This is a genomic window from Cobetia amphilecti, assembly GCF_020217465.1.
GTDB classification, from domain to species: domain Bacteria; phylum Pseudomonadota; class Gammaproteobacteria; order Pseudomonadales; family Halomonadaceae; genus Cobetia; species Cobetia amphilecti.
This window is the reverse complement of the sequence record NZ_CP084115.1, coordinates 2,626,708-2,650,307: the sequence shown is the minus strand read 5'-3', so window position 1 is coordinate 2,650,307 and position 23,600 is coordinate 2,626,708. Positions and strand designations below refer to the sequence as shown.

Annotated in this window: 16 protein-coding genes; 7 read left to right on the top strand and 9 right to left on the bottom strand. The window is 60.1% G+C overall.

The window, feature by feature from the left end; all coding sequences use genetic code 11:
- Positions 1-5 precede the first annotated feature (5 nt).
- Both LCW13_RS11135 and LCW13_RS11130 read right to left on the bottom strand, forming a co-directional pair.
- Positions 6-1,421, bottom strand: a complete 1,416-nt coding sequence (locus tag LCW13_RS11135; RefSeq protein WP_225346899.1) for a cytochrome ubiquinol oxidase subunit I — start codon at positions 1,419-1,421, stop codon at positions 6-8.
- 551 nt (positions 1,422-1,972) lie between these two features.
- Positions 1,973-3,394, bottom strand: coding sequence for an aminotransferase-like domain-containing protein (locus LCW13_RS11130; RefSeq protein WP_225346898.1), 1,422 nt, complete (start codon positions 3,392-3,394; stop codon positions 1,973-1,975).
- Positions 3,395-3,665: 271 nt separating this feature from the next.
- Between LCW13_RS11130 and LCW13_RS11125 the strand changes: the two genes are divergently transcribed.
- A complete protein-coding gene (locus tag LCW13_RS11125; protein WP_225346897.1) occupies positions 3,666-7,172 on the top strand; it encodes a DEAD/DEAH box helicase in 3,507 nt (1,168 codons plus the stop codon).
- Between the two features lie 85 nt (positions 7,173-7,257).
- Here the strand turns inward: LCW13_RS11125 and LCW13_RS11120 are convergent, their stop codons facing one another.
- The 4 genes from LCW13_RS11120 to LCW13_RS11105 all read right to left on the bottom strand — a co-directional run bounded on the left by LCW13_RS11120 (position 7,258) and on the right by LCW13_RS11105 (position 14,321).
- Positions 7,258-9,957: a site-specific integrase gene (locus tag LCW13_RS11120; RefSeq protein ID WP_225346896.1), complete on the bottom strand. Its 2,700-nt coding sequence runs from the start codon at positions 9,955-9,957 to the stop codon at positions 7,258-7,260.
- A complete protein-coding gene (locus LCW13_RS11115) occupies positions 9,954-12,407 on the bottom strand; it encodes a hypothetical protein (RefSeq protein WP_225346895.1) in 2,454 nt (817 codons plus the stop codon). Before LCW13_RS11115 ends, LCW13_RS11120 begins: the two co-directional genes overlap by 4 nt.
- On the bottom strand, positions 12,404-13,213 hold the full coding sequence (locus LCW13_RS11110; RefSeq protein WP_225346894.1) for a hypothetical protein: 810 nt from the start codon (positions 13,211-13,213) through the stop codon (positions 12,404-12,406). Before LCW13_RS11110 ends, LCW13_RS11115 begins: the two co-directional genes overlap by 4 nt.
- A 115-nt stretch (positions 13,214-13,328) precedes the next feature.
- Entirely contained in the window at positions 13,329-14,321 is a 993-nt protein-coding gene (locus tag LCW13_RS11105; RefSeq protein ID WP_225346893.1) for a site-specific integrase, read from the bottom strand.
- Between the two features lie 517 nt (positions 14,322-14,838).
- Between LCW13_RS11105 and zigA the strand changes: the two genes are divergently transcribed.
- A complete protein-coding gene (zigA, locus tag LCW13_RS11100; RefSeq protein WP_176677380.1) occupies positions 14,839-16,071 on the top strand; it encodes a zinc metallochaperone GTPase ZigA in 1,233 nt (410 codons plus the stop codon).
- Between the two features lie 151 nt (positions 16,072-16,222).
- Here zigA and LCW13_RS11095 read toward each other — a convergent pair whose 3' ends face one another.
- Complete coding sequence (locus tag LCW13_RS11095) at positions 16,223-17,122, bottom strand: EamA family transporter (RefSeq protein WP_176677379.1); 900 nt, start codon at positions 17,120-17,122, stop codon at positions 16,223-16,225.
- Between the two features lie 103 nt (positions 17,123-17,225).
- Between LCW13_RS11095 and LCW13_RS11090 the strand changes: the two genes are divergently transcribed.
- The gene (locus LCW13_RS11090; protein ID WP_176677378.1) at positions 17,226-17,711 is read left to right on the top strand and encodes a MarR family winged helix-turn-helix transcriptional regulator; all 486 of its coding nucleotides are present in this window, start codon (positions 17,226-17,228) and stop codon (positions 17,709-17,711) included.
- A 45-nt stretch (positions 17,712-17,756) separates the two neighbouring features.
- On the opposite strand, the gene LCW13_RS11085 is transcribed toward LCW13_RS11090, so the two are convergent.
- Positions 17,757-18,599, bottom strand: coding sequence for a metal ABC transporter permease (locus LCW13_RS11085; RefSeq protein ID WP_176677377.1), 843 nt, complete (start codon positions 18,597-18,599; stop codon positions 17,757-17,759).
- Positions 18,599-19,465, bottom strand: coding sequence for a metal ABC transporter ATP-binding protein (locus LCW13_RS11080; protein WP_176677376.1), 867 nt, complete (start codon positions 19,463-19,465; stop codon positions 18,599-18,601). Before LCW13_RS11080 ends, LCW13_RS11085 begins: the two co-directional genes overlap by 1 nt.
- Before the next feature lie 126 nt (positions 19,466-19,591).
- Between LCW13_RS11080 and LCW13_RS11075 the strand changes: the two genes are divergently transcribed.
- The 4 genes from LCW13_RS11075 (at position 19,592) to LCW13_RS11060 (ending at position 23,599) form a co-directional block, all read left to right on the top strand.
- Positions 19,592-20,578 (top strand): zinc ABC transporter substrate-binding protein, encoded by a 987-nt coding sequence (locus LCW13_RS11075; protein WP_176677375.1) that lies wholly within the window; start codon positions 19,592-19,594, stop codon positions 20,576-20,578.
- A gap of 80 nt (positions 20,579-20,658) precedes the next feature.
- Complete coding sequence (locus LCW13_RS11070) at positions 20,659-21,087, top strand: DUF4440 domain-containing protein (protein WP_176677374.1); 429 nt, start codon at positions 20,659-20,661, stop codon at positions 21,085-21,087.
- A 139-nt stretch (positions 21,088-21,226) separates the two neighbouring features.
- Positions 21,227-22,126 (top strand): GTP cyclohydrolase FolE2, encoded by a 900-nt coding sequence (gene folE2, locus LCW13_RS11065; RefSeq protein ID WP_176677373.1) that lies wholly within the window; start codon positions 21,227-21,229, stop codon positions 22,124-22,126.
- A gap of 498 nt (positions 22,127-22,624) precedes the next feature.
- On the top strand, positions 22,625-23,599 hold the full coding sequence (locus LCW13_RS11060) for a TRAP transporter substrate-binding protein (protein WP_176677372.1): 975 nt from the start codon (positions 22,625-22,627) through the stop codon (positions 23,597-23,599).
- Position 23,600 lies beyond the last annotated feature (1 nt).

Below are 23,600 nucleotides of genomic sequence, written 5' to 3'. Positions count from 1 at the left end.
TCCGGTCAGTGAGTCTGGCCGTCGAGAGATTCCTCGATGGCCGATAGTGGGCGGGAAGGTGTGCGCGGCTTGCCAGGGCCGCCGCTGGGGGCGTGGCTGTCATCACCCGCAGGCCCTTTCCTGATCAGCTTGAAGAGGTAGTTGATCCCCGTGCCGAAGACGATGAAGTAGACCGTGACAAAGGCCGTCAGGCTGATGCTGAGGTGAGCGGTGCTGTGGGCAGAGACGGCATCTTCCGTTCTCATCAATCCGTAGATCACCCACGGCTGGCGGCCGACCTCGGTGGTGAACCAGCCCGCGAGTATCGCGATCAGACCGGCCGGTCCCATGGCGACGGCCAGCCTCAGCCAGCGTTGCGAGGTGAAGAGCCTGCCCTTGCGAGCCAGATAGACACCCGAGAGGCCGAGCAGAATCATCGCAAGGCCCAGGCCGACCATCAGGCGGAAGCTCCAGAACACGACGGCCGAATTGGGGCGGTCCGCGGCGGGGAAGTCCTTGAGCGCCGGTACCTGCTTGTCAATGTCATGCATCAACAGCAGGCTGCCGAGGGCCGGAATCTCGAGCGCGAAGCGCGTCTCTTCGCGCTGCATGTCGGGCACACCGAACAGGATCAACGGCGTCGGTTCCCCATGGCTGTTGTCCCAATGGCCTTCGATGGCCGCGATCTTGGCCGGTTGGTGCTTGAGCGTATTCAGGCCATGCATGTCGCCGACGAAGGCCTGCAGCGGGGCGGTCACCATCAACATCAGTACCGCCATGACCAGCATCTTGCGCACTTCCGGGGTGTCGCGTTTCTTGAGCAGCAACCAGGCGGCGGAGGCTGCCACGAACAGCGAGGTGCTCAGGAAGGCGGCCAGTGCCATGTGGGCCAGGCGATAGGGGAAGGAAGGGTTGAAAACGATCGCGAACCAGTCGACCGGCACGACGGTGCCATCGATGACCTCATGCCCCTGAGGGGTCTGCATCCAGCTGTTGGAGGACAGGATCCAGAACATCGAGACCAGTGTGCCGAGCGCGACCATGCAGGTCGAGAAGAAGTGCAGGCCGCGGCCGACGCGATTCCAGCCAAATAGCATCACGCCGAGGAAGCCGGCTTCGAGGAAGAAGGCGGTCAGCACTTCATAGGTCAGCAGCGGCCCGGTCACGCTGCCGGCAAAGGCCGAGAAACCGCTCCAATGCGTGCCGAACTGGTAGGCCATGACCAGTCCTGACACCACGCCCATCGCGAAGTTGACCGCGAATATCTTCGACCAGAAATGATAGAGGTTGCGGTAGACCTGTGTGTCTGTCTTCAACCACATGCCTTCCAGCACCGCCAGATAGCTGGCGAGGCCAATGGTGATGGCCGGGAAGATGATGTGAAACGAGATGGTGAAGGCGAACTGTATCCTGGCCAGGTCGATGGCCTCGGTGCCGAACATGGCAATGTCTCCTGAGTAGGCGGCAAGGGGGACGGCCCTGCCTGAATCTTCGCCGCTACTCTAGGGAGCCACCGGAAGCCATAACAGGCTCAGTTGTGCGAGAAAAAACCATATCAGTTGCGTGCCGAATTCTGATCAGTCGTTAAAGGCGCGTGAGCCAGTCAGCCGGCCAGCCAGGTGGTATGGCGAGCAGCCAGCAAGGCGAGCCGGGCAGGAGGGCGCACTCTGATTGATGCCAGCACCATGATGGGATCAGGTGTTTGTCGCATCGCCCTTGGTGACAGGCCCTGCCATGGCGGGCTCTGGCGCTTCCTGCAGGGGCACGCGTGCGGCATCAGGGATGCAATCAAGGTACGCAGCAAGGTGCGATATCCAGGCGTGGCAAGTGGCTCTCGAGCAAGTGATAGGCGCCGCGCAAGGCTGTTTTCGCCCCAGCGGATAACGCATGAAGACTGTGTGGCAAGGCGGCCGCAAGGGCTGCGGCATTTGCGCGCACTCATGCGCGCACATACTCAAGGTACTTCTCGCATCTCGTCTGAGCGGTCCGCGTTTCAGGCTGCCTTGAGCAATTCCCCCAATGTCTGCATGGCGCGCTCTGACGCCGCGTCCCACGGGTGGCCGTAGCTCAAGCGAATGCAATGCTTGAAGCTCTGGGTGGCCGAGAAGATGGGGCCCGGCGCCAGACTGATGCCGTGGGCCAGCGCCTGCTGAAAAAGGGCCAGCGAGTCGATGTGCTCGGGAAGCTCGCACCACAGGAAGTAGCCCCCGTGGGGATGGGTCACGCGGGTGTCTTCGGGGAAGTAGCGATCAATGGCTGACAGCATGGCCGTCTGCTGGGTCTCGAGCGCCAGGCGTAGCTTGCGGAGGTGGCGGTCGTAGCCGCCATGCTGGAGGTAGTCGGCAAGGGCTACCTGGGCAGGCAGCGATGGCGAGATGGTCGTCATCAGCTTGAGGCGCGAAATCTCCCGGGTATGCCGTCCCGCGGATATCCAGCCCACCCGATAGCCCGGCGCCAGGCACTTGGAGAATGACCCGCAGTGCATCACCAGACCCTCGACATCCAGCGCCTTGACGGGCTGTGGGGGCGACACCTCGGCACGTTGATCGAAATACAGTTCCGCATAGACATCATCCTCCAGCATCGGAAGCTGATGACGGCAGAGTAGCGCATACAGTTCGGCCTTGCGCGAATCGCTCAGGCTGGCACCCAGCGGATTCTGCAGGTGGCTCATGAACCAGCAGGCCTTGATGGGCAGCGACTCCAGACGATTCTCTAGCACCTCGAGATCAATCCCGTCTCGCGGGTGTACCGGAATTTCCACTGCGCGCAACTTGAGCCGCTCAAGCACCTGAAGCGTGGCATAGAAGGCCGGCGCTTCGATGGCGACAAGGTCTCCGGGCTGGGTGACACATTGCAGGCCAAGATTGAGCGCCTCCATGGCGCCATTGGTGATCACCAACTCCTCTGTCGGCAGCTGCATGCCATTGACCATGTAGCGCTGAGCGATCTGTCGGCACAGGTCAGGATGGCCTGTGGTCATGTCGGAGATCACGGCATGCGACGATAGCTGGCGCAGCCCGCGCGTCATGCTGGTTGCAAGCCGCGCGAGCGGGAAGAGCTCCGGGCTCGGGAAGGCAGATCCGAAGGGGACGGTATCGTTGTCGCTCAGTGAACCCAGTACCGAGAACACCAGTTCACTGACGGCGACGTCGGAAGGGGCTTGCTGCTGCAGGGCGACATGCGGTTCATCGAGTATCCGCGAGGCATTGTCACGCACGAAATATCCCGAGCGCGGCCGCGCACTGACCAGGCCTTGATTCTCCAGCAGGTAATACGCTTGAAAGACGGTAGAGGGGCTGATGCCATGTGCCTTGCTGGCCTGCCGCACCGACGGCACTCGCTCACCCGGCGCGAGAATTCCGGTACGGATCAGGTTGGAGATCTCGGCGGCAAAGCGTTCATAACGCTTCATGGGGAGCTGTCCTGGTGGGCTTTGGAAGGGCAAGGATACCGAAATGGAGGAGGACGCTACACCAAAGAGTCTCAGGTGGCATCGCGACTGATACTTTCATTCTCATGGTGTTCGCTCACTTCTCTGGCTATCGGAGCAAGCCTCTTTGCATAGAGGTTTGCTTCGGTTCATGAGGCTTGTTAAGCCTGCCCGATGGCGGCGAATCCGTCTGGTTTACTAGTAGTCGCGTAATTTGCTCCAATATCGTCATATTTCTATGGAGAGTGCCGCTGTGGCAGCCACTGGTTTGAGTAATGCATCGTTCGCCTTGAATATCGCACTCCTTCAGCATGGATGGCGTGATGAGTTTGATGCAGGCACCTTGGAGCGTGGTCTGCGTTACGCGCGCCAGCAGCGAGTGGATGAGCAGTGGCAGGTAGAGTTGGATGAGAAGGGTGGTTTGACGCTTTCTGGCGATGTCGCGGGCAGTCTGGGCACCCCTTATCGCACGATGATCATGTTGGCTCCTGTGGGTACTCGGCACCAGATGCGAACAGCTTGTAGTTGTCCGGTGGGCAGTACCTGCAAGCACGCAGTCGCATTGATCGATACCTTCCTGAGTAGCGGCCCTTTGGGGAAAGCCCTGGAGGTTCCTGACACGCTTGAGCCCGACGAAGTGGAGCAAGCGCCGTCACCTCAGGCGGCGAAACGTGAGTGGACAATCTGGCTTCAACACCATAGTCAAGCTCCAGCGGTGCCGTCAGCCACGCAGTTAGGTGCCAACCACCGTCTCGGGTTGTTCCTTGATGTGCAGTCCGGCCACAGGGGGCTTCCCGCGCTGACGGTGCAGCCGGTGTGGTTGAGGCCCTCCAAGAGCAAGACGCAGCTTGATCGATGGGTCTCGCCAGTGAAAGTTGAAGTCTCTCACGTGGGGGAGTTGTCACCTGTTCCTGCAATGGGATGGCAGCCGGCGCAGGAGGAGGCCATCGAGCAGTTATTGCATGGCAGCAAAGATTCGCAATGGTACTTTCCTGGGCAATCCAAAGGTTTGACGTTGAACAAGGCATTCCAGGCGAAAGCGCTCTGGTCCCTGCTGGCAAGCGATGCCTCCCCCTTGCTTTTCCATCAGAAGCAGACGGGCCCGCAGCTTGGTATTGGGCCGACCTGCCGTATCGCCCCGACCTGGCAGATGGATGAGCAGGGTGTGCAGCGGCTGCAGATGTCCACGATACCTGAAGATATCTTGTCTCCCGCGGCTATCGTAGCCAGTGTCGGCAAGTCGCTTTGTTATCTTGACCCTCAGAATAAGCAGTTTGGCCCTCTGGAGGGGGATGTTGAGCTTTGGCGCCAACTCCAGCACGTTCCCGCGTTACCGCCGGAAATGAGCGAGTGGTTGACCTCTCGCCTCCAGAATGTCTCGGGGCTGGCAGCCCAAGTCCCCTCTCCGAGAACCCTCGTGGAAACAACGCTCGAGGATGTGAAACCCAAGCTGAAAATCACCATGTGTGTCGCACAGGCACGTCTGCCAACGCGCCGCCATGTCTGGAACGAAACTCCTATTCGGTTGGGCGCTGGTGTCGTGAGCCTGAGCTATGCCGGTATCGAGATACCCCCAGAGGAGGGAGAGGTGGCCCAGGGGCTGCGCGATGGGCAGCGTTTGACGATACCACGTGATCAACAGGCGGAAATCGCGCTGATTCGCGCCATTCCGCCAGGCATGGTCACGTTGGAAGAACTCGCTGCGCACCACGATGTACCGGATGGGTTGGAGTTGCCCTCGTGGAGCTTGCTGCTGCCGATAGATAGGCAGGTGCCAGAAAATGCGGCGCAATGGAGGACATGTCTTTCCGCTCCTGAGGAATGGTGGGATATGATCCTGCAATTACGTCAGGCGGGGTGTGTGGTTGAGTTCAGTGACGACTTCCCGCAAGAGCCTGAATATCTATCGCCAGACAACTGGTATGGAGCGCTCGAGCCTGCCGAGGATGGTTGGTTCGATCTTGCGTTGGGCGTTGAGGTGGAGAATGAATCCTTCAATCTGCTCCCCATTCTGCGTCAACTCATTCAGCGCGAAGACTTCCCGTTGACCCCGGCGGAGGATGAGGAAGCGGGAGCAAGCTGGGTAGTACACCTGCCGGATAATCGTCGGCTGGTGCTTCCACTTGCCAGGCTACGTGCCTGGTTGGCTCCCTTGATGGACTGGCTTCACGATAGCGAGGCACCCACAAGTGCACTGCGTGTCCCCTTGACCTCCATCGATCAGCTGGCCCCCTTGGCAGATCATGAGCGCTGGGTAGGGCGAGAGGATGTCGTTGCCCTTGCCCAACGCTTGCGTGAGCTTCCTGATAAATTGCCAGCCCCTGACGGTTTCCAGGGAGAATTGCGCGATTACCAGGCGCGAGGACTGGCCTGGTTACGATTCCTCTCGGAGTTGAGTACTGGCGGTATTCTGGCGGATGACATGGGGCTTGGAAAAACCATTCAGATTCTTGCACACGTGCTCGATGAGCGTTCGCGAGGGGGACTGCGTGGGCCTGTCATGGTGGTGGCCCCGACGAGTCTCGTCGGTAACTGGTGCGCCGAAGCGGCTCGATTTGCGCCGACACTGAGCGTGCTGGCGCTTCAGGGAGCCAAGGCCAGTCGTCGTGAGCAGATCGGTACTGCTGTCGCCAATGTAGATCTTGTCATCACGACTTACCCCCTTCTGGTTCGAGATATCGAGCATCTGTGCGAGCAGCACTTCGGTATCGTGGTACTGGATGAGGCCCAAGCCATCAAGAATGCTGCCAGTCAGACGGCGCGTACCGTACGCAGGCTCAATGCAGATCGCATGATCGCGATGACCGGAACGCCATTGGAAAACCACCTGGGTGAGTTATGGGCGCAATTGGATGTTGCTGCACCAGGCGCCCTGGGAAGCCAGCAGTGGTTTGGTCGGCATTTTCGTACCCCTATCGAGAAACATGCTGACGACGCTGTGAGTCAGCGACTTTCTCGTCGTATCTCGCCACTCATCCTCCGGCGTACCAAACAGCAAGTCCTCAATGAATTGCCGGACAAGACGGAGACTCAGCGAGACGTCACGCTGACCGGTGCACAGCGAGAGCTTTATGAGAGTCTTCGACTGACACAGCATCAACGGGTCAAGGAGGCGATCGAGACACGCGGGCTGGCAGCCTCCGGCATCGTGATGCTGGATGCGCTGTTGAAATTACGCCAGGTGTGCTGTGACCCACGGCTTGTCAAACATCAAAGTGCGGCGACGGTTCAGCGCTCAGCCAAACTGGAGGCGCTACATGAACTGTTGCCATCGTTGGTCGAGGACGGTCGGCGTATCCTCATCTTCTCGCAATTTACGGAAATGCTTGAATTGATCGGGGGAGCACTGGAGCGGGAGGGGATTTCTCACTTGACTCTCACAGGGCAGACGCCCGGGGCAGTGCGAACCGAGCGTGTGGCGCAATTTCAGCGTGGCGAGGTACCCGTATTCCTGATCAGCCTCAAGGCAGGGGGGACTGGGCTCAATCTCACGACGGCAGATACGGTCATCCACTACGATCCCTGGTGGAATCCTGCCGTAGAGGCCCAAGCCACCGGGCGTGCTCATCGAATGGGCCAGACGAATCCGGTGTTTGTCTACAAGCTGGTTTGTGCAGGAACCGTAGAGGAACGCATCCTGGAGTTGCAGTCTCGCAAGGCGGATCTTGCCGCATCAGTACTGGAAGGGGGAAGTGGGCGTCAGGAGGAGGGCCCACTGTTTGATGAGGAGGATCTGGCCTTGTTGTTTGCTCCGGTGTGATACCGATACGGCCCCCCGTTGGGGCACGGCAAGGCGGTTGCCTGTTGGGGGTGCTTGGAGAGGCGTTGAGTCAGGCCCTGGCACCTCATGTTATTGGGGCTACCCAGGGTGTGATCGCCTGGGTGTACTCACTGGCGCGCCGCATGGCCTGCCGGTGCAGGTATTCCAGACTATGGGCATAGTGCGTCAATGTCTGTTCCGGGGTGCGGTGGCCGATCCAGACGGCAAGTTGATACAACAACATGCCGCGATCCTGACTGTCCTGTCCGGCATAGCCTCGAACCCCCTTCAGAAAGCGTTTCAGGGGCGCTTTTTGCAGTCCCCAAGAGCCGTGCTCCTGCAAGTCGTCGAGTATGTCACGGTTCTGCGCCGCCTCAAGACGAATCAGCCACCAACTGACCGCTGCATGGCGCAACGAGTGAAAATCGATGGCACTCCCCAGCACACTTCGCATGGTGTCGATTGCCGGAGCGATCAGGCCGGCATGATTGAATGCCTGACAACTCTCGCTCGGGCCGAACAGCGCGATATCAGAGAGGGCTGTCGAGGGGAAGCATCGCCGTCGATATACCCACCATGCTGCCAACATTTCAATATCGCCGAAGAATGTCAGAAGGTGCAGGGGAAGCACGCGCCGCGCTGAAGGCGTCTTTCCGGCGTGAATATAAACGCGACACTCAATCTCCGGCAATGACTTCAGAAATTCACGCAACTTCACGTGCAGGGTATCTCTCTCATGTGGTGAGGGAGGTGAGCATCCCGTATCAGGTAGCGCCTTTGTGGGCTCGGCCGGGCAGTGGTCCTCCAACCACTGCTCGAGCGAAAAGGTGCCCTGAGGACATTCGATGCGAATGTCCCGTAGCGTCATGGCGCAGACCTCGCTGGCGCGCATCCCCCCGTGGAAGCCCAGCGCGATGCTGAGCCACTGCATGGTGGCATCAGGTGTTGCATCGGGTACTGCGAGAAGATGGGTACGTACCTTTTCCATCTGTCTCAGGGTGGCGAAATGAATTCGTTTGGCGCTGGGGGTCTTGTGATTGCCTGATATCGGCGGCTCCACGTCCAGCAATACTCCCATGCTGTGCATGAAGCGGATGAGCTGCCCCATATTGCCAAGAAAGCTGTGTGTCGTGCTGGCAGACCAACCCATATCGCGTGGCACGCACCAGCACATTTCCTGGGCACTGTCGTTGTCCCACTCCTGAATGTCGATCGACAAGGTGTAATCCGCCATCGCCATCGGCAAGCTGCGAGAAAGATAGGTGTGCAGTGAACTGACGCGCAGCATGCGAGTCACGCGCAGATCATGCAGCCAATAGAGCACCATGACCGGGTAGCTATGGCGGATGCCCATGAGTCTTGTGAGGCGTCTGCGTGTCTCGAGTAGCAGCGCCTCCAGACGCTTCTTGACCCTATCGTCACTTGTCTTGCGAAGATGATCAGAGGAAATGACCCCGATCCATTGCTTGAGGATGCGCCTTGCCGACGGAAGCCAGTCGATTGGCCAGGAATCCTGGGTCATCAAGCGCTGCCCCGGAGGTTGTGTCAGTACGGTTGAGTGGGGGGAAGCGTTCGTTTCTGATGCCTTGGTCGCGAAAAGATCCATGGCGCTCATCGTGTCGTCATCCGCCACAGATTCCTGCTGATGGTTGCCGGAATCAGACGCCATGACTGTGCTGACCGGTGGAGCCTCGAGCCGAGCGAAGTAGGAATGGGGCTCATAAAGCCCATGCGCGCTGCTGTAGGGAATCGGATAGCGACTGAACTGGCTGACCCAGTAGCCGGGCAACCCTCCCAGTACTGCGGCATGAGGCAATGCGCTCAGCAAGGTGGTCAGCTTAAGCGTGCGGCGTTCCTCGGTTGTCATGGGCAACGTGGTGATCAGGGAGGCCAGCTCCTGTCTCATGCGACCCTTGACGATGCGAATCCGTTCGGGAATTGAGAGGAACTGGTCTTCTGGCCTCTCGGCCAATAACCATTCGTCCCTGGCGGTGGTGGGCTTTCTGGCTCTCAATGTCTTGAGCGCAGTCGTCAGTGTCGACTCCAATGGCAGACGGTAGGCTGTCAGGTGAGGCGACATGACCGGCGGCGGTGCCGCGTGAGCGGGGATCCAGACCCACTCATTGGGGGCGTTGCGGTCGCTCTCGAAGTGACGACGCGTCAGGCAGGCCAATGTGACCAGAATCACCTGTTGGCCTAACCCGGCACGCACACCGAGCTCTACGGCAGCGCGTAACAGCGCGAAGCCAGTCCTGGGTTGACGTAGCGCGCGGATGATTGGCAAGACCCTGGTTGCGCGGTCCAGAGCTTTGGCTTCCATTGGCAGCACGCTTTTGCGCCGGGCCTGTGTGGGCCACTGTGGCAGCATCGCCACGACTCCAGGGCTTTGGTTGACTTCCTCCAGGAAGCGGCTGATGACTCGGTAAGCTTCCCGATGCCTTATCGGTTGGCGATGATGCACCTTTCTCCATCGAATCAGTTCCGTGACCATGGCCTTGGCTTGCGTATGGTTAAGGTACAGCATCATGCTTCCGGCCTCTGCCGGCATATCGTTGGCCGGTTGGCGCTTGGCGTGACGCTCGATCCAGTACAGCAGATGCAGGCTTTGCTGGCGTTGCTTGCCTTTGACTCGATCAAGTCGGCGCTCCTCCCAGCGCGACCAGAGCTCTTGCATGTGGTGGGTGCTCATGAGCTTGAGGTGCAAGTCAGGGTCGAGTTTGGCCAGTGATCCGGTTCCTGACGTCTCCCTTGCAGGTGCAAGGTAAAATTTCCCATCTCTGCTCATGGCAAATCCTTGAGAGGTATCACCTTGATTCGCAACTCATCGGACAACTCCCCCAAGAGGCGTTGCATCTCCGGCGGTAGGCAGATGTTGCTGGCATAGGGGGCGTGGCGCTGCTGGCCGCTTTTGACATGGCCCAGCAGCATGTCCAGCGTGTTCGCTTGCATTCGCCCATCGAGTGTCTGGGCGACGAAATGACGTGGTGCGTTATCGGGAAGTGCCAGCAGGGTGGCGAGTGCACTGCGTGACGCGGCTGTCAGTGACGGCGCTTGATGATGTGTGCTGATCCAGCCTCGGATGTGAGTCTGCTGGCAAGGCTTTGCGGTCAGATTGAGGCTGGCCTGGCGTCTTGACCACCACATGGCCAGTGCCTGTTCGTCTTCAGGCCATGACAGCCAGGCCCCGCCATTACGTGGCCAGTGCTGCCGCCAGGAGGCCTGCCATGCCTGCAGGGTATCGAGATTCTGGCAAACCGGCAGAGGCAACGGGATGACTCGGCTTTCTCTGTAGAGGCCCGAATCCTTGTCAGCGACCCACAGCAGACGTCCACGCCGAGACATTTGCGTAGTGGCGCCTGGCGGACGAAGTCCTGCCGTCAGCTGGACTCCCATGAGTATGTAGCAGCACAGCGCACTGTTGAGCCCGATCAAGGCCGAGCAGTCCTCAGGAGAAGGGGATATCCCACGGGCAGCAATGGGAAAGTTGGAAAGACCCTCTTGGACCAGATCATGCAAGCCCTTCAATGCCTCCCTGGCAGTGTGGAGCGAAAGTGTCACGCTCGAGCCCAAGGCCGTGATGGCGTGTGCCTTCCTGGGAGGCACGGTCGCTTTCATCGGTGTCGCGATCCCCCACCACGCCAGCGACGTGTTCATGAGACGCTGCAGCTCACGTAGGGACATCTTGCGGTAAGCGGCAGGGGCTGATGTTTTCAGGCTGAGCTCCCCGTGAAGCCACTCCGCTTCGACATCGGTCTTCGCCATGCCGAGAAGGTGATGACGTGCGGCTCTGGCCACGCGCTGAGCCGTGGGAGTCGTGCCAGTGTTCGTTGCCATGTGTTGCCTCAGCTGACGGTTGAGCCGTGTCAGGCTCTTGGTCAGAGGCTGAGTTGTCGCTTCGCTCAATTGATTGAGGGGTATCGCGAGGACGTCCGGTAGTCGCAGAGGCAGGGGTGGGCTTTTTGACGGTGCATGAATGACAGGGACGTAGAGTGTGCTGCTTTCGGGGACCCACTGCAGTGATTGAGTCCGCGACACCGGCGTAGTGCAGAGCAGTGCCTCCTGCTCGACGTCCGTTACACGGAGCTGACTGAGACGTTCCGGGGCAATACCTGTTGCGAGGACAAGCTGCACCAGCAGTCTGGCATCAGGCGGCAGAGGTAATGTCAGTATTCTTCGGATCTGCCCCTGAGTCGTGGCGAAATTCGACAGACTTCCCAGGCTCTGCGCGATAGAGGTTTGCTGACGTCTGCGAGCGATCACCCTGCAATCTTCCGGTGTCAACAGGGTGTCTCCCTTGTGATGGAAGGGCGCTTCCTCTTCTTCTTGCGGATGCGAGATCTTGTCTGGTTCGAGACTGGTGTCATCGTCCTCGTCTCCGTCCGAGGGTCGTGCGGTACCGAGTGTCTCCGGTAGTTCAGGACTGGAGGCAACCGATGAAAAGTCGCGCTTGAATGAGTCATGAAAAAAGACGGAGCGTTGCGGGAGTCGCTTCGCGTAGCGCGCGCGACGAGTCCCGATGGGTAGGTAACCGGAGAGCAGTTCCTGGGCCTGCTGCAATTGGTCATGCAGCCTTGGTTCGCCGTTTTTCAGCCACGGGATGTGTTTCCAGGCGCTGAGTAACGAGAGATTGGCAGAACGATGCCACGCGATCGGGTGCTTCCAAAGTGACAGCATGGACTTCAAAGCGATATGTAGGGTTGATAAATGCTGGTAATAGAGACTGCAATCGACAGAAGGCCCCGAGTGGTAGCCGGCCATGTCGCGCAAGGCAAGACGAATCAATCGGCGATTGTGCTCGATAGGGGACGGCTCGCCACTGCCTGACAAGAGTTCGAAAGAGTGTGTTGAGGCCGTGCCATGGCGCGCGATCTGTATTGCCTGGTTTGCGATATCGGCTCGCACCATGGAGGAGGGAGCGAATTTATCGGGAAAGGTCAGCTGACTATGCAGTGGGTGGCTCTGACGAATCGCCTGTGAAGGCCCCGGCGCAAGAGGGAGCACCCTCAGGAGTTTGTTGATGAGGTCGAGCAATTCAGGATCGTTGTCATCCGCTGCTTGAATATGGGCGGATATCCAGAGATCCGCCTGACTGCACGGGGGAAGATTACAGTGAAGAAACGGCCATAAGCGCGTTTCCTCCGAAGCTGACAATACCAGGTCATCTAGTTGATCTTCCCACTGATGAAGGATGGTTTCGGGGAGCCATGTCTTGCTTTCGGGAAGGTCATGCATCATGACGAGGGGCTCTCGGACGCATCCGGCAGGCCGTCAAGCAGATCGCTTTTTCTTTGGGGCACATGCGACTGGCGAGTCCGTGAGAGGGCTGGCCGCGTGGTGTCTGTGGCGGGGCCCGAGGCTGCTTGCCACCGAGCGGATGGAATCGCCTTGGGCGCTGGGGGAGTGAGGGGCACTGATGTTTGCGCCGCTTTTTGTGCCTCGTTGTCCTTGTTTGTCTCGGGGGAGAGTGGCTCTGAAGCTCCGCGATCATCGTCGAGACTCCGCTGGCCTTTGGGACTGTGGGCACGTTGCAGTGTGCTCTTCGCCCAGCGGCCCTGGGTCAGGATCATGAGACTCTTGATATCCAGGGTGGGTTTCGATAACCCGAACACGATACGGGCCAACTTCTCTTCCAGCCCAGGCTTCTCATTGAGCTGCTTGATGAATGCACGGGCTTCCATCACGTGTGAGGTGTTGAAAAGCTCCTGAGGTAGCACCTCTGACAGATAGCGCAACACCTCCAGCTCCTCGTGGGTGAGACCTTCACGGTCCACCTCAAACACCTTGAGGGATTGGAAGTTCTCGAGAGATGACCCCCTGAGTTGTCGCAGGAGCATGCCATGGGTGAGCAGCTCGGTGTGGCCCTGGGCACCGACAAGCACGATGGGTAGGTGACTGAGCAGCAGGCCCTTGTATGAAGGGGCCTTGCCTTTGCGTGGAGGCGGAAGGGAGATGAGATCGCCAAGAGAGCGTCGTGAAAGATTCCGTATCTTGCCTGAGAGGGAAAACTCAGCCTCAGGCAGGGGCGTGTAGGTATCGGTCATGAGCTCTCCCTTGCGTCTTATTAATTATCTCATCCTTATAGTAGGATAAATATCATCTCATCGGCCCCACTGGAAGTGCTGCCGTCCTTGGCAGCGCCTTTCAGGGTACGAGCTATCAAAAGATGTCATTGCCCGGGTCATGCATGTCATCCGCCATGCGGATGTAGCGTTCGAAGGTTTTTTGGTCACGATGCCCGCTGATGCGCTTTATCTGTTGGTCGCTCTTGCCACGGAGATGCGCTTCGGTGATGAAGCCGGCACGAAAGCTGTGGGTGGTAAACTTCTCTGCAGTGAGGTTGGCGCGCTGTAACGCCTTCTTGAGTAGATTGCCGAACGTGACGGGGTGCATTCTGCCGGCCCCCACTCGATCTGCCTGATCGATGGATCGGTACAGTGCGCCTCGACGAATGCCGCTCCATGCAAGCCAAGCCTCCAGTAACGTCACTGGGCAGCAACGCCCCCCCGCAGGATTACGGGGAAGCATCTTCTGTTCGATCCGTCCGCTTTGATTGGTTTTGCTGTGGCGCAACGTGATCACGATACCGCCATCACGCCATTCGATATCCTCTCTGTAGAGCGCGACGACCTCGCTTGCGCGAAACGCCCCGTAGAAGCACAGACAGAACATGCTGGCATCACGTAGATCTCGTGGAGCATCAAGGTCCAGAGCCTTCAACAGCTGTCGCAAATGATGGAGTCGCAATGCGGGCGCTTGACGTTGCCGTCCATCACTCTTGCGATGAATCCCCTTCAATACGCCTTTCACTTCCAGGCTCAGGGTGGGAGAGGGCAGCTGCATGTAAACATGCCAGGTGCCCAGCGAGCTGGCGTGACGGGAAATCGTGGCAGGCTTGCGGCCTTTGGTATGCATCTCCGCCAGATAATTGGCGACTTGCTGGGCAGTAGCGGGGAGTGAGTAGCCGGCTTTCATGAAGCCCCGGATATCTGATCGAAATGCCAGGATGGTGTTCTTTGCCATGCTGTCAGCCAGTAATCGTCTCGCGGCGCGTGACAATTGCATGTTGTCTGTCAGCTCATGGCTCTGCTCCTTGCCGAGCCATGGTGTGACTTCGCTCGGTAAACGACCCGGTTCCTTTTCAAGCGACATGCTCACCTCCTGATGATGTCAATCCATCGAAGCCAGAGGGCGTACCCCAGCACGGGGCGTTTTCACGCCTGGGTGAATACCGGTATGCCAATGGGATGGTCATGAAGCACCTCGATTGATCAATAGTGTGGGGCGTCGACGCTGTGGCGCCTGTGACTTGCGCTGTTGTTCGCAAGTCCCTCCTACGCTATCGGGCTTCGTGCTTCTGGGAAGGCAATCTGCAACGGCCTGACGGCCGCACTCCTGCAGTCTGTATGTCATAAGAAGAGCTTGTCGGAAGCTATTGAGGTTTTCGATGTCAAACATGCGTCGTTCGGCGTCAGCGACAAAAAGTGGCTGACCATAATTATGTTATAACGTATCATTTGGTATGTTTGATGATCGAGAATCCAGAGGTCCCCACGTCCAGGCGCTTACCTGACCCTGCCCCAAGCCCTGATCCAGACCCTGCGCCGGCAAGGATGCCTTCACGCGCAAGAGACGTGGCCAAGACCCTATCCTATCGAGGTACCGCCTGATGAATTACCCACAAGTGCCCCTGTCTCAACCCCTGCCAGTGACCGTGCTGTCCGGCTTTCTGGGTGCTGGCAAGACGACGCTGCTCAATCACATCCTCGCCAACCGCGAAGGGCGCCGGGTGGCGGTGATCGTCAATGACATGAGCGAGGTCAACATCGATGCCGCCATGGTGCGTGGCGCGCCCGGTGCGGACAACGAGGTGGCGCTCAATCGTGCCGAGGAGCAGCTGGTCGAGATGAGCAATGGCTGCATCTGCTGCACGCTACGTGAGGACCTGCTCATCGAGGTACGGCGACTGGCCGAGGAAGGGCGCTTCGATTGCCTGGTGATCGAATCCACCGGCATTTCCGAGCCGCTGCCGGTGGCGGAAACCTTCACCTTCGAGGACGAGGACGGCCAGTGCCTCTCCAGTGTCGCGCGTCTCGACACCATGGTTACCGTCGTGGATGGCGCCAACTTTCTCATCCAGTATCGCGAGGCGCAGTCGCTGGCGGAAGCGGGGGAAAGCCTCGGTGAGGACGATGAGCGCAATGTCGCGGATCTGCTGGTCGATCAGATCGAATTCTGTGATGTGCTGTTGATCAGCAAGACGGATTTGCTCGATGCCCCAAAGCTTGCCGAGCTGAGCGCGGTGCTGCGCTCGCTCAACCCAGAGGCCGAGATTCTGCCCATGACGAAGGGCGCCGTGCCGCTTAACAAGGTGCTGGACACTGGCCGCTTCAGCTTCGATCGCGCGCAACAGGCACCGGGCTGGCTGAAGGAGATGCGCGGCGAGCACGTGCCGGAGACCGAGGAATATGGCATCTCGAGCTTCTCCTATCATGCGCGCGTGCCGTTCCATCCCGAGAAATTCCACCAGCTGCTCCACGGAGACTGGTTCGGCGGCAAGCTGCTGCGCTCCAAGGGCTTCTTCTGGCTGGCCACGCGGCCGCAGTTTGCCGGACAGTGGAACCAGGCCGGTGGCATCGCGCACTACGGGTTCGGCGGCATGTTCTGGAAGGCAGTGCCGGAGGTCGAATGGCCAGAAGACCCCGAGTATCTGGAGTCGATCCGGGAAAAATGGCAGGAGCCGTTCGGCGACATGCGCCAGGAGCTGGTATTCATCGGTCAGAACCTGGATGAAGCCCGTATCCGCCAGGCGCTGGACGAGTGCCTGCTCGATGACGCCACGCTGCTGGCGGGCAAGGAAGCTTGGCGTGACCTGCCGGACCCGTTCCCCGCCTGGGAATGAGCAGCGGCACCTGAGTTCCTGATCTGCTGACATTCGCCAAGACACCCCACTGATCCGCAATCAGTGGGGTGTTCTGTTTCTACGTTACTTGCAGAGATGGCCTTCCCGTTAAAGGCCGGCTGCCCATGCACGTCGGGTTTCCCCCGATGGGTCATCGAGTCAACTCATGACGGCTTGGCTGAGCGCTACGTCGCTTGAGCGATACCCAGAGGGGAAATGTCAGGGCAGAAGCGATGCAGAAAGTGCCAAGCCATTGAAGGGGCCCGAACGACTCGCCCATCCACACAAAACCCAGCACCGTTGCCGTCAGCGGGCTGAAGATACCCAGCAGTGATGCGGAGAAGGCGGGCAATCGCTGGATGCCGGCAAACCAGAGGCCATAGCCGAGCACTCCACCCGGCAGGATCAGGTAGCCATAGCCCAGCAGATGTTGCGGCTCGAGATTGGTCGGAATACCTTCCGACCAGGCGGCCAGGGGCAGCAACAGCAGTCCGCCGAAGATCAATTGCCAGCCCGTCAGGCTCAATTGACTGACGTCGGGCGGACGTTGCCAGCGCTTGCTGAGTACGATGCCGGCGGCCATCGAGACAGCACCGAGCAGCGCGATCCCGACCCCTGTCATGTCCAGCCCACCTTGACCGGGATTGAGCAGCAGCACCACTCCGACCATGCCCAGTCCACACTGCATTGCGGCTGTCATGCTGAAGCCTGTCCCCAGCCACCAGCGGCTCAGCAGTAGAACCCACACCGACTGACTTGCCAGCAGTAAGGCGGCCATGCTGCCGGGGATGCGGTAGGCAGCGGCAAACAGGCAGGTAAAGAAGAGTCCGATATTGAGAGTGCCCAGCACCATGGCCTTCACCCACCCCCCTCCCGACAAGGTCTGTCGAGTCCAGAGCAGAATCAGCAGTCCCGCGGGAAGGGCGCGAATGGTGGCTGCGGTGAGTGGGGTGTCGGCAGGGAGAAGGGTCTGTGTCACCAGGTAAGTACTTCCCCATATGACCGGGGCCGTGGCGGTCATGGCGAGAACCTTCAGGTGTGAAGATGGCATATTTGTCTCTCCTTAAAGTATCTTTCTAAAAAGATAGGTGTGAGAGTACTCGCAAAGCCGTCGTCATTAAAGTATCTTTTTGGAAAGATAACTGGGAGGTTTCATGATGACAGATGCTGTGGATCGCATTCTTGCGCAGTGGGAGAAGGCTCGCCCCGATCTGGATTGCCGGCCGATGGGCATATTCGGGCGTATCAGCCGGGCAAGTCGCGTGTTTGGCTCGAGGATGGAGCAGGTATTCGAGAAGGAGGGCCTGTCGACTGTCGAGTTCGACATCCTGGCGACGCTACGACGTTCACAGGCGCCATTGACCCCGACTCAGCTGTATCAGACGTTGATGCTCTCTTCCGGTGCCATGAGCACGCGGATAGATCAGCTGGTGAAGCGAGGGTTGTTGCAGCGCCAGGCCAGTGATGAGGATCGGCGCAGCAATCGCGTCGCGCTGACGGAAGCAGGGCGTCATCTGATCGACTCCACTCTGGAAGCGCATGTCGAGAATCAGCACCGGATGGCGAGTGCGCTGGACAGCGATGAGCAACATCAGCTTGCCTGTCTGCTGCGCAAGCTGATGACTGATGAACAACGCTAGCTATCGTGCAGCACCCATCGGGCCTCTGTGCGGGCATGCACCAGGTCACCCTCGAGCAGACGCTTCGCTGCCCCTCTGAGAGACAAGGCGTGAGATGCGTGCCGCTGCAGTGCTCAGGGCAAACAGCAGGGTGGCGAGGCACACGATGGTGGGGCCGGTGGGCGTATCCAGCCAGTAAGCCGCCTGCAGTCCGCCGGTGGTGGAGACTCCGCCGATGATGGCGGCGGCGATCGCCATCAGCTCCGGGGTGTGACAGAAGCGGCGCGCCGTGGCCGCCGGGATGATCAGCAGTGCGGTGATCAACAGCGCACCGACCACCTTCAATGCAACCGCGACCACCACGGCCAGCGACAGTGTCAGCACCAGCTGCTCGCGTCGCGGGTTGATGCCGCTGGCACGCGCCAGGTCCTCATTCAGGGTGGCAGTGAGCAACGCCGACCAGCGCCAGTAGATGAGGCCGATGACCAACACGCCACCTGCGGCGATGATTGCGAGGTCTGTCTTGCTGACCGCCAGGATATCGCCGAACAGATAGGCCATCAGGTCAATGCGTACGCCGGGCAGGAAGGAGACGGCCACCAGGCCGAAGGCGAGTGCGGAGTGCGCCATCACGCCAAGCAGGGTGTCCATGGCGTAGCCGCGTCCGCTGAGCAGCGTGACCAGTGTCGCCATGATCAGCGAGACGACGAGCACGCCGGCCAGAATCGAGGTGGACATCAAGAGCGACAGCGCCACGCCGAGGATCGCGGCATGGGCCGTGGCGTCGCCGAAATAGGCCATGCGTCGCCAGACGACGAAACAGCCCAGCGGCGCTGCCGCAAGCGCCACTAATATCCCGGCCAGGGCGGCGCGGAGCATGAAGTCATCCAGTATCAGTCCCTCCAACATCAGTGACATCCCTCTGCGTTCGGTGCAATGAGCTGGAGCGCTGGTTCCCGGCGCTGCGCTGTTTGCTTGAGCACAGGCTTGGCTGCAGGCGCGGGTGCAGGTCCGGATGAGGGCCGACAGGTGGGCGCAGCGTAAGCAGGCGAGTGGGTGCGAGAGTCAGAGTGATCGTGTGAATGCTCATGGCGATAGAAGGCCAGGGCATCAGCGGTATCGAGCCCGAACAGATCCTGGTAGGCCGGTGAGGCCATGACACGCTCAGGCGTGCCCTGACAGCAGACGTGGCCATGCAGGCAGACGACACGGTCGGAGGCGCGCATCACCACATGCAGCTCGTGACTGACCATCAGTACCCCGCAGCCGAGGGTGTGGCGGACGCGATCGATCTGACGGTAGAAGTCCGCGATGCCACGGTGATCCAGCCCTTGGGTTGCCTCATCGAGCAGCAATATATCGGGCGAATCCATCAGGGCACGGGCCAGCAGAATACGCTGGAATTGCCCCCCCGAGAGGTCGGCGATCTGCTGTTGCTCGACGCCGGGGATGCCGGCCTGCGCCAGGGCATTTGCCACCGCCGCGCGCGAATGGCGATGGGGCAGATTCAGGAAACGCACCACCGTCATCGGCAGTGTCGGGTCCAGGCTCAGGCGCTGGGGGACGTAGCCAATTCTGCAGCCTTGTTGACGATATATCCGCCCGCTCGTCGGGGACACCGCCCCGATGATGCTGCGAAGCAACGTGGACTTGCCTGAGCCATTGGGGCCTACCAGGGTAACGATTTCGCCGCGCTCAACCTCGAGATCGATCGCATCGAGGATACGATGCCTGCCGAGCGTGACACACAGATTCTTGATCGATAACAGCGACATGGGGACCTCTTGGCGCTGAAGAGTTGACGGGTCAGTAACCATTAATGTTATGTTATAACATATTGAGTCTGGTCACTGCAGCCTTCGATCTTCCTTCCGCGATATCGCCTCTATTGGAGAACCGCCATGCGCCATCGGTTACTGCCTTCCCTCTCTCTGCCCCTGATGCTGGCACCTGCCGTGGCAGTGGCCGAGGTGCCATCGGTCCCGGTGGACATCCCCCCGGTGCACTCACTGGTGGCACGTGTCATGGGGGAGCTGGGCAGCCCCGATCTGGTCATCCAGTCAGGCGCTTCACCGCATGGCTATTCCATGCGTCCCTCCGAGGCCAGGGCACTGTCCGATGCGGATGTGGTGTTCTTCGTCAGTGATGAGCTGACGCCCTGGCTTGCCAAGGCGCGTGCGTCGCTGGCCGCGGAGGCCGATGCCGTCGAGTTGATGGAGGTGCCGGGCACCCTGCACCTGACCTATCGTTCGGGCCCCACCTTCGAGGCGCATCATCACGCTGATGAAGCCTCTTCCGCGCATGGCGAAGAGCACGACGAGCATGGTGGCCACGAAGCCCATGCGGATCACGACGAGCATGGTCATGACGGCGAGAATCCCCATGGCTGGCTGGACCCGGTGAATGCTCACACCTGGCTGGGCGCCATTGCGGAGTCACTGGCAGCACAGGACCCGGAGCACGCGGCGACCTATCGCAGCAATGCCCAGGTGGGGCAGCAGGAGCTCGAGGCGCTGACCGAGTCACTGTCAGCGCGTCTGGCTCAGGTGCAGGGCACTCGCTACATCGTCTTCCATGATGCCTATCAGTACTTCGAGCACCGCTTCGACGTGCCGGCGTCTGGTGCCATCTCGCTGGGCGATGCCTCCACCCCCAGCCCGGCCCGCGTAAAGGAGATCCAGGCGCGCGTCAAGCAGGACGACATCCAGTGCGTCTTCCGAGAGCCACAGTACAACCCGGCGTTGATCGAGAGCGTCTTCGAGGGAACTGGCGTCAAGACCTCCATCGTCTTCGAGCCGCTGGGTGTGGGGCTGCCGCTGGGCGAGACGCTGTATCCGCAGCTGATCGAGCGCCTGGGACAGGGCATCCTGCGGTGTGCCGACGCCTGATCGCTCCGTGACAAATCGACGGGGGCGCTGTCGGCCCCCGTCTTTCCTCAAGAGCCTCATCCTCAAGGGAGAGCCACCGCATGCCCCACCCGACATCGCCACCGCTGAGTGAGCGTGACGCAGAGTTCTGCATCAATGCCGCGACGCGCACGCTGGAGCGCTGGGCGATTGCCGTCACTCGCGGGGAGAAGGAGACGCTTCTCTCGCTGTATGCAGAGGACGCGATCCTGGTGCCGACGGTCGCCGATGATGTGCGTGAGAATCGCCAGCAACGACAGGCCTACTTCGATGGCTTTCTCGCCAATGAAGCGCTGGCCTGCGAGTTGGGAGAGTACTCACCCCGAGTCAGTCGCAAGCTGGGTACCGTCGTGATTGGAGGGCACTACACCTTCGAATATCGCGCCGCTGACGAGACGGTCACGATTCCGGCCCGTTTTCTGTTCACCTTCGAGGAGATCCTCGGTGAGTGGAAGATCACCGGTCATCATTCCTCGCGACTGGCGGGATGATTCTGCGCTGACGACGAGCCGTCCGCGCTCTGCTCTTCACCTCTCCTGATACACCCCACACTTCGGCTGAGCTCAGTGCCGCCTTCCTGCATCCTGAGGGAGGCGGTCACTGACGAGGGCCGCTTTGGATATCTGACGAATGACCGCAATACTCCCCGACGTTTCCCTGACCGAGCGCTCGCGCTCCTTGAGTCCCCTGGAATGGGTGGGCATGCAGGGGATTGATCTGCCTGTACTCATCGAGGAGGGCGATTATCGCCGTGAATTGCATGCCCACGTGGATGCGCAGGTCGACCTGCCGATGCCGCATACCAAGGGCATTCACATGTCGCGCCTTTACCGCCTGCTGGATGGGCTGGCGGAGGGCGAGCCACTGACCCCGGGCAATCTGCAGGACGTGCTCGCCGCGATGGTGGCAAGCCATCACGACTGCGCCTCGCGCAATACCCGCGTCAGGCTGGAATTCGCGCTGCTGGTGAAGCGTCCGGCACTAGTCACACCGCAACTCTCTGGCTGGAAGTCCTACCCCGTCACGCTGGAGGCCAGTCTGCGCGAGGACAGCTTCACGCTGCAGGCCAGTGTCACGGTGGGGTATTCCTCCACCTGTCCGTGCTCGGCGGCCCTGTCGCGCCAGCTGATCGAGCAGGCATTCCTGGCGGCTCATCGCAATGACACCACACTGACGCCTGAGCAGGTCGCCGAGTGGCTCACCCATAACGCCACTCTGGCCACGCCCCACAGTCAGCGTAGCGAAGCGCAGGTCCAGATCGAGCTGAAGCCCACGGCGCAGGATCTGGGGCTGATCGCGCTGATCGATGTCATCGAACAGGCCGTGGCCACGCCGGTCCAGACGGCCGTGAAACGCGCCGACGAGCAAGCCTTCGCGGCGCTCAATGGCCAGAATCTGATGTTCGTTGAAGACGCCGCACGCAGGTTGATCAATGGCCTGGCGATCTCAGACGGCGAGGCGCATGTGCATGTACGGCATATCGAAAGCCTTCACCCGCATGACGCCGTGGCCTGGGGTCGCCGCGACTGAGTGACGCCGTGGCTGAGTGACGCCCAGCCGCACTCTTGCCTGGCGCTCAAGCCGGGTTCTCCAGCCTCATTCGCCCGTTCTGCCCTTTTTCGAGAGGTTGGCGTCTCTGATCTACATGCATGCTCCGCCGAGGAAATCGGCGGGGCTTTTGGTTTTGCAGAGCTGAAAAAACGCCAGACACCGCTGCTGACGATAGCAGACGGATGATGTCGGTATGTGGTTTGCCATCCAGTCCAGATGAGGCCGGGGAAGGGGGATTGTTGCGTATTTCGCTAGACAAAGGTCTATTTCTGCTGCGGTGTGATTGACCGGTGCGGCAGTGGGCGACTAAGTTTTGCTTCATCTGGTATGGTTTGCAGTCCACTTTAGGGAGTGGAATATGAACGTCACGCACGTGAGTCAGTCTCGCCAACACAGACTCAGGTCCGGAGCGATCAAGCGGCAAGCCAGCCCCGATACGTCCATACCCCACAACAGAACAATCAAAGGGATTCGACAATGAAGCGAGCCATGCTTGCCGCCACGCTGTTAGCCGCCGCCTTGGGTACCACCACTGCGCATGCCGAGAAGATCGTGTTTGCCATCGGCGGTAGCCCCAACAGTCTGCAGGGCCAGACTGCGCAACATTTCGCCGATAGCCTGCAGGCACGACTCGGGGATGAGCATCAGGTCGAGTACTACCACAGTGGCCAGCTGGGCGATGAGCGCCAGCTGATCCAGAAGCTGCGCCTCGGCACGGTCGATCTGGCCGCGATTTCCTCGGTGATGTCGTCCGTCTCGCCAAGCTTTGCACTATTTGACATGCCGTTCATGGTCAAGGATCGCGAGCATCTCAAGCGCATCGATGACGAGATCGTGATGACGGACCTGGCCGAGGATGCCAAGGCCAAGGGCCTCAAGCTGGTCTCCACCTGGGAGAACGGCTTCCGCCAGATCACCAACAATGAACATCCCGTGGTGGATCCGAAAGACCTGGACGGGCTGAAGCTGCGCACCCCGCAGAGCGAATGGCGTACCGGCATGTTCACGGCGTGGGGTGCCAATCCGACACCGATGGCCTTCTCGGAGGTCTTCGTGGCACTCCAGACCGGGGTGGTCGATGGCCAGGAGAACCCGCTGTCCAACATCGATGGCGCCAAGTTCCAGGAGGTCCAGAAGTACCTGTCACTCTCCAATCATGTCTATTCGCCCATCTGGCTGACCAGCAGTCAGGCCGGCTGGGGCAAGATGCCCGAGGACGTGAAGGCCGCGATTGCCGAGGTGTCCGCCGAGACCCAGAGCTGGGCCTTCGCCAAGGGGGCAGAACTGGATGACAAGCTGCTGGCGAGCCTGAAGGCGGGCGGCATGGCCGTCAATGAGGTGGATCGGGATGCCTTCGTCACCGCGAGTGCGCCGGTCTATCAGGCGTTCTCCGACAAGGTCGACGGTGGTCAGGCGATGGTCGACCGGGCCATGGCACTGGCCAAGGAGTAAG

Excerpts from the sequence above, each read along its gene's own strand:
- LCW13_RS11130 (WP_225346898.1), bottom strand. The coding sequence starts at position 3,394 with ATGAAGCGTTATGAACGCTTTGCCGCCGAGATCTCCAACCTGATCCGT.
- LCW13_RS11110 (WP_225346894.1), bottom strand. The coding sequence starts at position 13,213 with ATGACCGATACCTACACGCCCCTGCCTGAGGCTGAGTTTTCCCTCTCA.
- LCW13_RS11060 (WP_176677372.1), top strand. The coding sequence starts at position 22,625 with ATGAAGCGAGCCATGCTTGCCGCCACGCTGTTAGCCGCCGCCTTGGGT.
- LCW13_RS11085 (WP_176677377.1), bottom strand. The coding sequence starts at position 18,599 with ATGTTGGAGGGACTGATACTGGATGACTTCATGCTCCGCGCCGCCCTG.
- zigA (WP_176677380.1), top strand. The coding sequence starts at position 14,839 with ATGAATTACCCACAAGTGCCCCTGTCTCAACCCCTGCCAGTGACCGTG.
- LCW13_RS11090 (WP_176677378.1), top strand. The coding sequence starts at position 17,226 with ATGATGACAGATGCTGTGGATCGCATTCTTGCGCAGTGGGAGAAGGCT.
- LCW13_RS11075 (WP_176677375.1), top strand. The coding sequence starts at position 19,592 with ATGCGCCATCGGTTACTGCCTTCCCTCTCTCTGCCCCTGATGCTGGCA.
- LCW13_RS11120 (WP_225346896.1), bottom strand. The coding sequence starts at position 9,957 with ATGAGCAGAGATGGGAAATTTTACCTTGCACCTGCAAGGGAGACGTCA.
- LCW13_RS11115 (WP_225346895.1), bottom strand. The coding sequence starts at position 12,407 with ATGATGCATGACCTTCCCGAAAGCAAGACATGGCTCCCCGAAACCATC.
- folE2 (WP_176677373.1), top strand. The coding sequence starts at position 21,227 with ATGACCGCAATACTCCCCGACGTTTCCCTGACCGAGCGCTCGCGCTCC.
- LCW13_RS11070 (WP_176677374.1), top strand. The coding sequence starts at position 20,659 with ATGCCCCACCCGACATCGCCACCGCTGAGTGAGCGTGACGCAGAGTTC.
- LCW13_RS11095 (WP_176677379.1), bottom strand. The coding sequence starts at position 17,122 with ATGCCATCTTCACACCTGAAGGTTCTCGCCATGACCGCCACGGCCCCG.
- LCW13_RS11105 (WP_225346893.1), bottom strand. The coding sequence starts at position 14,321 with ATGTCGCTTGAAAAGGAACCGGGTCGTTTACCGAGCGAAGTCACACCA.
- LCW13_RS11135 (WP_225346899.1), bottom strand. The coding sequence starts at position 1,421 with ATGTTCGGCACCGAGGCCATCGACCTGGCCAGGATACAGTTCGCCTTC.
- LCW13_RS11080 (WP_176677376.1), bottom strand. The coding sequence starts at position 19,465 with ATGTCGCTGTTATCGATCAAGAATCTGTGTGTCACGCTCGGCAGGCAT.